The 13,256-nt window shown below is 44.3% G+C and carries 12 protein-coding genes and 1 rRNA gene; 2 read left to right on the top strand and 11 right to left on the bottom strand.

The genetic code is table 11. The features are described from left to right. The 3 genes from BQ4305_RS05660 to BQ4305_RS05670 all read right to left on the bottom strand — a co-directional run. Positions 1-217 (bottom strand): 16S ribosomal RNA (locus BQ4305_RS05660); the annotation flags it as partial. A gap of 531 nt (positions 218-748) precedes the next feature. Continuing rightward, positions 749-1,642, bottom strand: a complete 894-nt coding sequence (locus BQ4305_RS05665) for a deoxyribonuclease IV (protein WP_110926887.1) — start codon at positions 1,640-1,642, stop codon at positions 749-751. A gap of 21 nt (positions 1,643-1,663) precedes the next feature. Then, the gene (locus tag BQ4305_RS05670; protein ID WP_110926888.1) at positions 1,664-2,980 is read right to left on the bottom strand and encodes a DEAD/DEAH box helicase; all 1,317 of its coding nucleotides are present in this window, start codon (positions 2,978-2,980) and stop codon (positions 1,664-1,666) included. Positions 2,981-3,280: 300 nt separating this feature from the next. On the opposite strand from BQ4305_RS05670, the gene vrrA reads away from it, so the two are divergent. Together vrrA and BQ4305_RS05680 are read left to right on the top strand one after the other, a co-directional pair. Further along, positions 3,281-4,000, top strand: coding sequence for a VrrA/YqfQ family protein (gene vrrA / locus BQ4305_RS05675; protein WP_110926889.1), 720 nt, complete (start codon positions 3,281-3,283; stop codon positions 3,998-4,000). Positions 4,001-4,102: 102 nt separating this feature from the next. Beyond that, positions 4,103-5,047, top strand: coding sequence for a 4-hydroxy-3-methylbut-2-enyl diphosphate reductase (locus tag BQ4305_RS05680; RefSeq protein WP_110926890.1), 945 nt, complete (start codon positions 4,103-4,105; stop codon positions 5,045-5,047). 145 nt (positions 5,048-5,192) lie between these two features. Here BQ4305_RS05680 and BQ4305_RS05685 read toward each other — a convergent pair whose 3' ends face one another. The 8 genes from BQ4305_RS05685 to BQ4305_RS05720 all read right to left on the bottom strand — a co-directional run bounded on the left by BQ4305_RS05685 (position 5,193) and on the right by BQ4305_RS05720 (position 13,241). Then, the gene (locus BQ4305_RS05685; protein ID WP_110926891.1) at positions 5,193-6,314 is read right to left on the bottom strand and encodes a Nif3-like dinuclear metal center hexameric protein; all 1,122 of its coding nucleotides are present in this window, start codon (positions 6,312-6,314) and stop codon (positions 5,193-5,195) included. Beyond that, positions 6,314-7,024, bottom strand: coding sequence for a tRNA (adenine(22)-N(1))-methyltransferase (locus BQ4305_RS05690; RefSeq protein ID WP_110926892.1), 711 nt, complete (start codon positions 7,022-7,024; stop codon positions 6,314-6,316). The genes BQ4305_RS05685 and BQ4305_RS05690 overlap by 1 nt, the downstream gene beginning before the upstream one ends. Positions 7,025-7,276: 252 nt before the next feature. Continuing rightward, positions 7,277-7,648 carry a cytochrome c550 gene (cccA, locus tag BQ4305_RS05695; RefSeq protein ID WP_110926893.1) on the bottom strand — a complete coding sequence of 124 codons (372 nt, stop codon included), beginning with the start codon at positions 7,646-7,648 and terminating at the stop codon, positions 7,277-7,279. Positions 7,649-7,832: 184 nt separating this feature from the next. Continuing rightward, positions 7,833-8,441, bottom strand: a complete 609-nt coding sequence (locus BQ4305_RS05700; protein WP_110926894.1) for a hypothetical protein — start codon at positions 8,439-8,441, stop codon at positions 7,833-7,835. Between the two features lie 75 nt (positions 8,442-8,516). Then, positions 8,517-9,647 carry an RNA polymerase sigma factor RpoD gene (rpoD, locus tag BQ4305_RS05705; protein WP_110926895.1) on the bottom strand — a complete coding sequence of 377 codons (1,131 nt, stop codon included), beginning with the start codon at positions 9,645-9,647 and terminating at the stop codon, positions 8,517-8,519. Between the two features lie 41 nt (positions 9,648-9,688). Then, positions 9,689-11,497, bottom strand: coding sequence for a DNA primase (gene dnaG, locus BQ4305_RS05710; RefSeq protein WP_110926896.1), 1,809 nt, complete (start codon positions 11,495-11,497; stop codon positions 9,689-9,691). Positions 11,498-11,526: 29 nt separating this feature from the next. Next, a complete protein-coding gene (locus BQ4305_RS05715) occupies positions 11,527-12,027 on the bottom strand; it encodes a YaiI/YqxD family protein (protein WP_110926897.1) in 501 nt (166 codons plus the stop codon). A 374-nt stretch (positions 12,028-12,401) separates the two neighbouring features. After that, on the bottom strand, positions 12,402-13,241 hold the full coding sequence (locus BQ4305_RS05720) for a pyruvate, water dikinase regulatory protein (RefSeq protein ID WP_110926898.1): 840 nt from the start codon (positions 13,239-13,241) through the stop codon (positions 12,402-12,404). Between the last annotated feature and the right edge of the window lie 15 nt (positions 13,242-13,256).

Below are 13,256 nucleotides of genomic sequence, written 5' to 3' on the forward strand. Positions count from 1 at the left end.
AGACCGTCTTTCCATCTTCCCTCATGAGAGGGAAGAAACTATCCGGTATTAGCTCCGGTTTCCCGAAGTTATCCCAGTCTTACAGGCAGGTTGCCCACGTGTTACTCACCCGTCCGCCGCTAATCTCCGGGAGCAAGCTCCCTTTGATTCGCTCGACTTGCATGTATTAGGCACGCCGCCAGCGTTCGTCCTGAGCCAGGATCAAACTCTCCGAAGAATGTTTGACTTGCTCATAGAAGTGCTGGCATTGACATATATCAATGATCAACATTACTTTTTTTAAATAGTGTTAGTTCACTATATATCGTACGCTTACGCTTTGTTTTGTTCAGTTTTCAAAGAGCAATTTCGTTCACTTCATCTGTGTGATGACTTTATCTATCATATCATCTTGTTTCGCAGAAGTCAACTTCTTTTTTTATTTTCTTTCCTCTCTCAAACGAATGAAATCGAAGGAAGAAAACGATTCTGCCGCGTATCAGCGACATCTATTACTATATCATTATATTTCGCGGAAGTCAACTTCCTTCTCGAGATTTGTTTTCCCAAAGAAAGTTATTCAGTTAGCTCTGCCGCGAAGCAGCTTTATTAATTTACTACTTAATCCGAGCTAAGTCAATAACTAACTCTCAAAAGAATTCTTCAGTCCATTTCAACATACAAAAAGAGAGCATCTTATGCGAATGCTCTCTTTTACAACATGAACCTGAACAGAAATAAAGATTCTGCTCATTATTGATCTTGCCGTTTATCCATTTGTGATTTGTTCAAGCAGATTCTCTGCAAAGACTTTGTTACGCAGCATTTCAATTTCAAAACGGTATGGAGGCTTTTTGCTGTTCTTGTCTTCTCCGACAAATGGTGTCTCCAAGATTTTAGGAATGTCCATTAATTGCGGATGATGAACAACGTAGCTTAACGCATCAAATCCTATATGGCCGAGACCTATATTTTCATGTCTGTCCTTACGTGCGCCGCGTTCGTTTTTGCTGTCATTAATATGAAGGACTTTAATGCGGTCAATGCCGACAACCTTATCAAATTCATTCAATACTCCGTCGAAATCCTCGACAACATTGTAGCCTGCATCATGTATATGACAGGTATCCATACATATGGACAGCTTTTCATTATGCGTCACACCGTCAATGATCATAGCCAATTCTTCAAAAGACCTTCCGCATTCAGATCCTTTGCCGGCCATCGTTTCCAGTGCAATTTGAACTTTGTCATCACTCGTGAGCACTTCATTGAGGCCTTCAATGATTCTCTTGATTCCGACTTCGCTGCCTGCTCCGACATGGGCGCCTGGATGAAGGACAATCTGTCTGGCACCGATTGCCTCCGTCCTGTCTATTTCGCTTCTCAAGAAGTTGACACCAAGCTCAAATGTAGCTGGGTTCGTCGTATTGCCGATATTGATGATATAAGGGGCATGGACGATGATATCGCTCATTCCGTTTTCCGACATATGAAGCTGGCCGGCATCAATATTGAGTTCCTCGATTTTTTTCCTTCTTGTATTTTGCGGAGCACCCGTATAGATCATGAAGGTATTTGAGCCGTACGATGCCGCTTCTTCACTTGCGCCAAGCAGCATTTTTTTACCGCTCATTGAAACATGTGATCCAATTTTAAGCATCTCTCATTCTCCCTTTTATTCTTATCTTTTCTTTTTTTCCGCCCGTCTCTGGCGTTTTTTGAACTCCGCCACTTCCCTGGCATGTTTTTTCTTGTATCCAGGCTTTACCTTTGTAGATTTTCTTACTTTCGTTTTTGCCTGTAAATCAGCAGATGACGCTTGCTTTTTACGGTTCTTTCGTTTGTTGCGATCATCAATTTCCACCCAGTCACCTTTTTGAATATCTGCATCGTGGAATGTGATCCCCATCTTCTCAAGCCTATTAAGCGCATCTTCGTCGGATGTCTCATAAATAGTTGCAGCTATTCCGTCATTCCCTGCACGCGCAGTCCGTCCTGTACGGTGAATATAAAAATCAAGATCAGAAGGAAGCTCATAGTTAATAACATGTGTAACACCCTCAATATCAATGCCCCGCGCCGCAAGATCGGTGGCTACAATATATTGGAAATCAAGCTGGTCTATCTGCTTCATCATCCGTTTCCGGTCACGCGGTGACAGGTCGCCATGAATCCGTCCCACCTTAAGTCCCTTTGCAATCAGGGCATCGGCTACCTCGTCAGCCATTTTCTTCGTATTGGTGAAAATAATTCCCAGATACGGATTAAATCGAACCGCAATGTCATGAAGAAGCTGAATTTTATCACGATGTTTGGAAGGAATCAGCAAATGTTCAATTTTTGCTGCAGCTGCCTGTTTCGGATTAACATGAACATACTTTGGATTGTCCATATATTTCTTTAAAAATGGCTTCAACTTTTCTGGGATCGTCGCTGAGAATACCAGCATTTGGATGGACTCTGCCATTCTGGAGGCAAAATTATCCACATCCTCGATAAAGCCCATATCCAGCATCAAATCAGCCTCATCCACAACAAGGGTATCGGCAGTGAAAACCTGCAGTGCCTGCACTTCGACGAGATCCTTAATTCTTCCCGGTGTTCCGATAATCAGCTGCGGCTGTGTCTTCAGCTTATCAATCGTACGCTGCTTATCCGTACCGCCAATAAACATCCGGACCTGGATTTGCCTGTCCTCTGGAAAGTGTTCAGCAATTTTCAGTGCTTCTTTATAGATTTGGTTAGCCAGCTCACGGGTTGGGGCCGCAATGATTGCCTGGACCTCGCTTTTTTCTGCATCGAGCCTGTCCATGATCGGAAGCAGGTAAGCATGTGTTTTTCCTGTACCTGTCTGCGACTGACCGATAATACTGTTTCCGTTTTTAATGGACGGAATGACCCGTTCCTGGATTTCTGTCGGCTTATAGAACCCTAAAGCGTTGACCGCATCTATCATGTAGCTCTTCAAATTAAATCGCTCAAATTGGTTTTGTTTCATCTCAAAACTCCTTTATACTTCATCAGGCCATTAAGCATGTCCTGTTATTATAATAAATGACGGATAAAATGTGCAAGCAGCCCTTCTGCTCATCCCTTCAGACACTTTTTACACATAAAAAAAGCAAGCATCCACATCAGCTCGCAAAGAGGAATCCGAACAACTATTGTAATCATCTTACCTTCTTTTCCGCGCCAGCACAACTATTACCAAGACTTCTTTTCCCCTTCATCAAACCTTTTCCGCTGCTCCTGCATATTTTATACGAGGAATGAAAATGTTTCGAAAGGAGATTAACTCATGTTCCCCAATCAATTTCCCAGTCCGTACAGCAGCCATTTCCCCAGAAGGGGCGGACCGCAGACTCCTCCCCAAATGAATCAGCCCGGAAACATGCAGCCTATGCCTATGTACAGAAATCAGCTTCCGCCAAGGCCCTTTCCTCCCCAGGCACGGCCCAGCCAAAACCAAAACCCGACAGGCCGCGGACCGCAGAGACAGCAGCCCAGCGCCTTTAAGCAAATTCCGGGAAGGCAGGGGCCGCAGACGCAGCAGCCTAAAAAAGAAGGTCTTTTATCGAAATTTCTAGGCAAAAACAAAGAAAAGGCGCCTGTTCCGCCGGCCAGCAGATTCAGCCCTCCTCCTTCAAGCCAGCATGCTAAAAAGGAAGAGCGAAGCAGCGGAGGAATCATGCAGACTCTCACAAATCCTGAAGCGCTAAATGGCATGCTTGCCAATACCCAGAAGGTTCTTCAGGCAGCAGAACAAGTCACTCCAATGGTTCAGCAATATGGATCTGCTTTCAAGACCCTCCCGAACGTATGGAATTTCGTTAAGGGATTTGGATCAGGTTCAAAAGAAACAGAGCCTGCCCGTGCGGCATCGAACCCGGAACCCGCAGCCGTTACAAATGAAGAACCGATCCGGCCCGATATAAGCAATCAGCCGAAGCCTAAAAAAAGGACAGTTTCCGCTTCAAGAAAGAAAGAAGGCGGCAGTTCTCCTAAATTATTTATATAACCCCCTTCCTCCTTTCGGCATGATATTTTGTATTCTCAGCCATCCTCTTATATAATAGAATGGAGTTATTCGAAGTTTCTTGCCTTGAAGGAGGACCAGCAAATGAAAGTACTTAAAATATCACCGCGCGGCTATTGTTATGGTGTTGTTGACGCCATGGTCATCGCCAGGAACGCGGCTTTAGATAAAACACTGCCCCGTCCGATTTATATCTTAGGGATGATCGTCCATAACAAACACGTTACAGACGCATTTGAGGAAGACGGCATCATTACCCTAGACGGTTCCAACCGGAAAGAAATTATTGAAAAAGTAGATTCAGGAACGGTTATCTTTACAGCCCACGGCGTTTCCCCTGAAATCCGGGAAATTGCCAAGAAAAAAGGATTGGTTACGCTGGATGCAACCTGTCCTGACGTAACTGTGACGCATGACCTGATCCGGGAAAAGGAAGCACAGGGTTACCATATCATCTATATTGGAAAAAAAGGACATCCAGAGCCAGAAGGAGCAGTAGGCGTCGCTCCCCACGCCGTCCATCTCGTTCAAAATGAAGAGGAAGTAAATCAGCTGAATCTGACCGGCGAAAAAATCATCGTGACAAACCAGACCACGATGAGCCAATGGGATGTATCTCACATCATGGAAAAAGTCAAAGAGCGTTTCCCGAATGCGGAAATCCACAAAGAAATCTGTATGGCTACACAGGTAAGGCAGGAAGCTGTAGCCAAGCAGGCCGGTGAAGCAGATGTTGTCATTGTGGTAGGAGACCCCAAAAGCAACAACTCCAACCGTCTCGCACAAGTATCGGAAGAAATTGCCGGTACACAAGCTTACCGGATTGCCGATATTTCAGAACTTCAGCTCGAATGGCTTAAAGGTGCTAAAGTGGTTGGCGTAACTTCCGGTGCGTCTACTCCTACTCCGATTACGAAGGAAGTAATCAGCTTCATCGAAAAATACGATGAGGCCGATCCGGAGACATGGAACACGGAAAAGAAAACACCATTAAATAAAATCTTGCCAAAAATCAAGGTACCGAAATAATCACAGATGGCAGGGAAGCTCGATATATCTGGGCTTTCCTGCCGTTTTTTTGTCTCTGCAACTTCTGGCCTTTTCAAATTTTTTTAAAACGACAAAAGAACCGGGAAAGAATTCTCCTGGTTCCTTGCCTAATTCTTTAAACCATTTATCTGAACTGGAAAGGGTCTGTATTTAGCTCAGACGGCAGGAATTCAACCGCCCAGTCTCTTTCCTTGCACATGCCGTCTAACACTCGCGCGACGCCCGCTTTCATGACTTTTTCTACATTATGTCCGGGATCGACGATATTCAGGCCGATCTGCATAGCATCGTGGGCAACGTGATAATACATGTCCCCTGTTACATAGACGTCTGCCCCTTGAAATTTAGCAGCCTTGAAATATTTATTGCCGTCGCCGCCTAAAACAGCGACCTTCTTCACCTTTGCGCTGGAGTCACCGACAAACCGTACGGCCGGCACATCAAGTGCCTTCTTGACGTATTCAGCAAATTCGCCAAGAGTCATCGCTTCAGGCAAATCGCCAATTCGCCCAAGGCCCAGCACTTCTCCCTGATTCTCAAGCTTATAAATGTCATAAGCCACTTCTTCATATGGATGTGCTTTTATCATAGCTGTAAGAATCTGTTTTTCTATGTCTTCTGGGTACACGGTTTCAATCCGAATTTCATTGACTGACTCCATTTCACCCTTTGTTCCGATATAAGGATTGGTTCCTTCTTCCGGCATAAAACGGCCGGTCCCTTCCGCTGAAAAGGAACAATGACTGTAGTTTCCTATAGCGCCAGCCCCTGCACTTCCAAGCGCTGCTCTTACTTTTGCTTCAGATTCTTTAGGCACATATACAGCCAGCTTTTTCAGTCCGATTTCGAACGTTGGGACAAGCACCTCTGCGTGTTTTAGCCCAAGTGCCTCGGCAAGAAGGTCGTTCACTCCTCCTTTTGCCACATCAAGGTTCGTATGCGCTGCATAAACCGCAATATCATGCTTGATCAATTTTTCGATGATTCTTCCCGCAGCCGTCGATAAATCCAGCTTTTTCAGCGGACGGAAAATAAGCGGATGGTGTGCGATAATTAGTTCCGCCCCATTTGCGATCGCTTCTTCCGCCACTTCCTCCGTTACATCCAACGCAGTAAGAACCTTCGTAACCGGTTTACTTAATTGGCCTATCTGCAGTCCGATGGGATCTCCTTCCATCGCAGCATACTTCTTCGGAGAAAATTGTTCAAATAACCCAATGATTTGATGACCGTTGACTTTCTTCATCAGTCAAGCACCTCCTCAATTTCAGAAATCCGCTCAAGGAGCTCCTGCCGTTTCTCCTTCAGCTGTTCTCCCTGCCGTTCGGCTTTTTCAAGCTGCTCAATCACTTTGAGCAAATGCTGCCTTTCCAAGGACCACTTTTTCTTAAAAACAGGACTTTTTTGTTCCAGCAGCCATGGCCCGAACGTCAGCTTTCTCTCTTTATTCCCTTCATACGGAGTAAGAGGGTTCCCTTTTTCAGCGACCAGCACTTCATAAATCTTTTTGTCTTCTTCCAAGATTTCTTCTGCAATAAGTTCCCAGCCATTGTCAATCAGCCAGCTTCGTACTGCGCGCTCGCCTACATTCGGCTGGAGCACAAGCCTGTCTGCCCGTCCCAGCTTGCTTTTCCCGCGCTCCAATATATCAGATATCAAGGTCCCTCCCATCCCGGCAATCGTGATGCAGGTGGCCTCGTCTTCCTCTAAAACCTCCAGCCCGTTCCCTTTTCGGACTTCAATCCGGTCAGCAAGTCCCGTTTCCTTTACCTGCTTCAGGGCAGATTGGTAAGGGCCTTCAACTACCTCACCAGCAATGGCCTGTTCACAGAAGCCTTGTTCAACGGCATAACAAGGCAAATAGGCATGATCTGAGCCTATATCGGCCAGTACACTGCCCTTCGTTATATAAGAAGCTACACGTTCAAGACGCAGCGACAGTCTTTCATGATTCATATTATCAACACACCTAACTATGTATTCTTAACGCTATTTCTAGCATACCCTTAAAATTATAACAAGTGTTGAAACATTCTGCGAGTCATAAAAGGGATTTCAGCAGACCGTAAACCTCATTACCTTTACATCCGCCGTGTCCCCGAATGAAAAAAACTCAGGAGATTTCCTCCTGAGCCTCCTTATTAACTAGTTTGAAAACGGATTCAGAGAAAAGGAATTTTAAATCCTGCTGACAAATCAGATGACGGATTATTTTAATCCATGGATAAATTCGGCCATCTCATCGAGCTTATCCTCAGGAACCAGCCCCGCCGGCATAGCTCCCCTGCCGTTTTTGATTGTCGTTTTCACTTCATCCACTGACAGACGGTCTCCCACACCCTTCAATTCAGGCCCGACTCCGCCCTGATAGGCATCTCCATGACAGCTTACACAGTTTTGTTTATAAATCTCTTCCGGACTGGCAGAAGCAGTATCTGCAGACTCCTCCGTCTTTTCCCCGCCTTCTTTTTCCTTGGCCATATCTTTTGCATCGCCAATTCCCTTAAAAGAAAGCATGAACACCAGCCCGATTCCAAAAATCATGATGACGATATACGGCAATACCGGATTGCGATTCATTAAGAATTACCCCCCTTATGTAAAACCTATTCATCCCAAATATTATATACAAGCACCTATAATTTTACTGTAAATTATATAGAAGGAAAAGAGAAAAAAGTAAACATCTTATATTTTTTCATTTTTTTTACAAAAATAATCCCTTCTGTTCATAAAAACAAGAAGGGATTCCAGACCGTTATGCCTAGATAAAATATAACTTGGCTAATTGGTAAAGAACGAGCAGCATTCCGGCCGAACCGCCAATCAAAAAATACGTAAATTTATATTTTTTCCCAATGATCATCCAGACAGCACACTGCCCCATTACAATATAATCCGCTGCGTACAACGATTCAGAGAACAGTATATCTGTTATTTTTACAGAGGAAACAAGCATGAGCAAAGCAGCAAAGACCATCGCAAACTGGAACAGAAGGCTGTTCTTAAAATACCGAAAACCAAGCCAGATGATAATCAAAACAGAAATAAGCGGAAAACCGATTTGCAATACGCGGTTAACTTCTGTAAAATAATTCAAAACCAGATTAGCCAGAAGCAAGGCAGCCATTCCTGAAAGAAGAAGCATTTTTGCAGTACGTCTGTCTTCAGGCTGTTCTTCATTCTCTTCCAGCTTGTCGCCGCCGCTGTATAAGGCAAACAGAAAATCACAGTAATGGCCGGGAAGCATTTTGCTTTCTTTCCAATATTGTATTTCCTGCATAATAATCTTTTTTCGTTGTTCTTCCATGGCTACACGTCCTAATATGTATTCACTAAGTATATCGGCAGAAATGGAAAAGAGTTTCACCATTGCTTGCCTTCTCTGAGAAAAAGCCCATAAAAAAAGCCATTTTGAATTAAAAAATCCAAAATGGCCCCGAACTTTCTATTCTAAAAAGTCCTTTAGACGCTTGCTTCGGCTTGGATGCCTTAACTTCCGAAGCGCCTTCGCTTCAATCTGACGAATCCTTTCACGGGTTACGCCAAATACCTTGCCGACTTCCTCAAGCGTGCGTGTGCGTCCGTCATCGAGTCCGAAACGGAGTCTCAGAACGTTTTCTTCCCTGTCGGTTAATGTATCCAGGACATCTTCCAGCTGCTCTTTCAAAAGTTCATACGCTGCATGCTCAGAAGGAGAGGTAGCATCTTGGTCTTCAATAAAGTCTCCAAGGTGGGAATCGTCCTCTTCCCCAATCGGAGTCTCTAAAGAAACTGGCTCTTGAGCAATTTTCAGGATTTCCCTTACCTTTTCAGGAGTCAAATCCATATCTTCCGCAATCTCTTCCGGAAGCGGTTCGCGTCCAAGATCCTGAAGAAGCTGTCTTTGAACCCGGATCAGTTTATTGATGGTTTCGACCATATGCACAGGAATCCGGATGGTTCTTGCCTGATCGGCAATCGCCCTTGTAATGGCCTGACGGATCCACCATGTTGCATACGTACTGAATTTATATCCTTTGCGGTAATCGAATTTTTCAACAGCCTTAATCAGACCCATATTTCCTTCTTGGATTAAATCAAGGAAAAGCATGCCACGGCCCACATAGCGTTTTGCAATGCTGACAACCAGACGCAGGTTTGCTTCTGCAAGGCGGCGTTTCGCTTCTTCATCGCCTTCTTCGATTCTCTTTGCAAGGGAAATTTCCTCTTCCGCAGATAATAAGTCCACACGGCCGATTTCCTTTAAGTACATCCGGACCGGATCATTAATTTTAACGCCCGGAGGAACGCTTAAATCATTTAAATCGAATTCTTCTTCTTTTGCCAGCACCTTCACATTCGGATCATCTTCATCTTCCTCTTCTCCGTCTGTAAGAACTTCGATGCCATGTTCTCCAAGATACTCATAAAACTCATCCATGTGATCGGAATCTAATTCAAAACTGCCAATTTTTTCAGCAATTTTCTCTAATGTTAACGAGCCTCTCTTTTTGCCTAGCTCGACTAATTGTTCCTTCACCTGATCAAGACTCAATTCATTATCAACCTCTTTGGAACGTGCTGGTTTCTCAGCCATTAGTTCCCCTCCTTCCAAAACTTGCACCTCTGCTGCCATTGCTATAACATCTTTCTCATCTGAATGATTTCCATAGCGATCTGTGCAGCTCGCAGATGATCGCTGCGGCGTACCGCTTCTTTTTCTTCTGCTTCTTTTTCCTTTATCTTTAACACTTTTTCATATTTCAACACTTGATTTATATAATCAGTCAGTTCTTTGTCGGAAACTTCCTCATTCACTGACATCATTTCTATTTCAGAGACTATTCTTCTCAGGTTGGGATCTGGCAGATACGTAAGGAAAAGGCTCGTATCTGCTTCATGCCCCTCTTCATAAAATCCATATAAATAGGTGATGACTGCCTGATGCTCATCAATATGAAGCGAAGCATTTCCAAGCATCTGCTGAATTTTATAAGCGGTCTCCTTGCTGCGAAGCATGTGTGCAATCAGCTTCGTCTCTGCATTATAATAAGCAGGTCTTAGCTTGTGCTCATATTGCAGGCTCACCTTGACCGGCTGAGCCTGAGCCTGAAGATTTCCTTTTTTTCTTTCTGAGAAGAACGTCTGACGCTGCTGCTGCTCGAGTGCCTCCAATGATAAAGAAAATTCGGAGGCCAGCTGCCTTAAATAATGATCTCTCTCTACCGCGCTGGGCAGGTGGGAAATTTCCTTCAATACAGCTTCAATGTATGGAATTCGATCTCCTTCATTATTTAAATTTTTCCCCAGACGGAGATAGTGCATTTTGAATGCCATATAGGTAAGACTGCCCCCTATTACATCAGAAACAAAGCTTTTCTCGCCATACTTTCTGATATAGTCATCGGGATCCAGTTTATCTGGCATCAAGGCAACCTTCAGATGGAAGCCATGTTCCTGAAGCATGCTGGCTGCCCTGTTTGCTGCATTCAGTCCTGCAGAGTCCGAATCATAACAGATCACGATTTGATCTGTATTCCGTTTCAGCAGCTGAATGTGCTGATCGGTCAGCGCCGTGCCCATTGTGGCTAAAGAATTCTCCACTCCTGCACGGACAGCTGATATGCAGTCAGCAAACCCTTCAAAGATGACTGCCTGTTCCTTTTTCCGAATATGGGGTCTGGCAAGCTGGAAATTATATAATACCTTACTTTTATTAAAAATGGGTGTCTCGGGACTGTTCAGGTATTTAGGCTCGTCTTCCCCAAGCGCCCTGCCGGAAAAGGCGATGGTATTTCCTTGATGATCCATGATCGGGAACATGACCCTATTACGAAACCGGTCAAAGTATTTCCCATCTTTTTCTCTATGGATGATTAAACCGCCCTGCTCCATCAATTCCGGGGAAAATCCCCGTTTTGAAAGTAATTTCGCAGCAAAATCCCATGAATCAAGAGAGTAGCCAATTTGGAATTTCTCAATGGCCTCTTCAGTAAAGCCGCGATTCATTAGATATTCAAGCGCTTCCTGGCCTTCTTTTGTATTCATGAGCAAATGATGATAGAATTTTCTTAACAGCTCATGTGCTTCAAGCATCTGAGCCGATCCGGCCGGTACATGCGAACGTCCGTGGTCCTTATTAATTTCCACATCCAGAGGGATATTTCCTTTTTCAGCCAGGTTTTTTGCCGCTTCTACAAAATTATACCCTTCCATATCCATTAAGAATGTAAAAACATTCCCGCCGGCGCCGCAGCCAAAGCAATGAAAGATCTGCTTATCGGCCGAAACGGAGAATGAAGGGGTATTTTCACCATGAAAAGGACAAAGGCCGAAATAATTTCGCCCTTGTTTTTTCAATTGAACGTATTCACCGATTACATCCACAATATCTACCGATTCTCGAATTTGAGTGATTTTTTCATCATCTATTCGGGCACTTGTCATATTTCCACCTTACGTTTCGGCGCTATTTTTTAATTCGATATGGAATGTTGATTCCCTTCAAAGTTCGACAAAAGCTTTGCAAGCTCTCTAGTAAATAAAGCTCTGTCTTCTTTCGTAAAAGCCTTCGGCCCCTTCGAATGCTTGCCCTGTCTTCTCATTTTTGCCGATTGGTAGCGCATATCCAACAGCATGGAAATGTTGTGGTCATTGTACTCCTTTCCCCTCGGGGAAAGAACATAAACACCCTTTGCTACCAGCGTTCCCGCTAATCCAATATCCGCTGTCACCACGACATCTCCCCGTTTTACCGCATTGGCTATATATAGATCGGCCGCTTCCTTGTCCGCGTCCACGTAAACCCATTTCCCCTCAGGCTCACTCATCATATTTTTATAGGATGCGACAAAGACAGCTTCCACTTGGTGTACCGCGGCGAGCTGCAGGATTCCAGCTTTGACCGGACAGGCATCTGCATCGACGTATATGCGGGGCTTATTCTTCCTAACATGTAATTCTACATCTTTCTGCATAATCCTTTTTTATACCTCGATTCTTTGCCGCCCGGACAAATGTCGAAATTTTTCCGGTACAAATCTTGACATTCTCAATATCTTTATTCTATTCCTTATTGTTTAACTCTAAACCTTTTTTCTCACAATTTTTTATTATAGTCTATTTTCTTCTAAGTTGCCAATAATAAGATTGCGTTTTACATAATATTTTTTAAAAGCGTATAAAGGGCTGCATCCAGCCTTACAGGATGGATTTTCGGGAACACAGTGCCATGCCTGATTGCCGTTTTACAGGCACGGAAAAACAACGGGGGCATTCCCCGCTGTCCAAACATATAAAAGGGAGCCAGCTCTTGCCGAACTGGTCCCGCCTTCGGTGCTGTTTCATCCTTTTATATAGTTGATCCGTTTCGATCCTGGCTGCGGTTTTGCAAAATGTTAATAATCAGGTTTGCCGTTTCCTCTACTGCCTTATTAGTCACATCAATAATCGGGCAATCAAGCTTGGAGATGATGGAATCAAAGTACGTCAATTCCTCCCGGATCCGTTCCACATTCGCATAAATCGCATGATCATTGAGCCCTAAAGACTTCAGGCGTTCTTTACGGATATGGTTCAGCTTCTCAGGGCTGATTTTCAGCCCGATGCATTTTTCCGGAGGCACAAGAAATAATTCCTCCGGCGGCTCTACCTCCGGAACGAGCGGCACATTGGCCACTTTAAAGCGTTTATGTGCCAAATATTGCGACAATGGCGTTTTAGAGGTTCTGGAAACACCGACCAAGACAATATCCGCACGCAAAATGCCGCGCGGATCCCGGCCGTCATCATATTTCACAGCGAATTCAATAGCTTCTACCCTCTTGAAATAATCATCATCCAGCTTCCGGACAAGCCCTGGCTCATTCAGCGGCTGAGACTGCGCTTTTTCTTCCAGCATGTTTACTAAAGGTCCAAGAATATCATAAGCTAAAATGCCCGCTCTTGCCGCTTCATTCTTCATGTAAGCCCGCATATCAGGCTTGATTAATGTATAGGCAATCACGCCTTCGTGCATCTTAGCTAAGGAAATTACACTGTCAATGTTTTGCTCATCATCTACATAAGGAATCCTTTTAATTGCAAAAGATCCCTTAAACTGGCTTGCTGCAGCCTTTGTCACTAATTCAGCCGTTTCTCCGACCGAATCGGATACAACATAAATGATCGATCCACCCAAATTTCCTGTCATCCCTTTGCAAGCCCC

This window comes from Bacillus massiliglaciei (genome assembly GCF_900098925.1).
Lineage (GTDB): Bacteria > Bacillota > Bacilli > Bacillales > DSM-1321 > Peribacillus > Peribacillus massiliglaciei.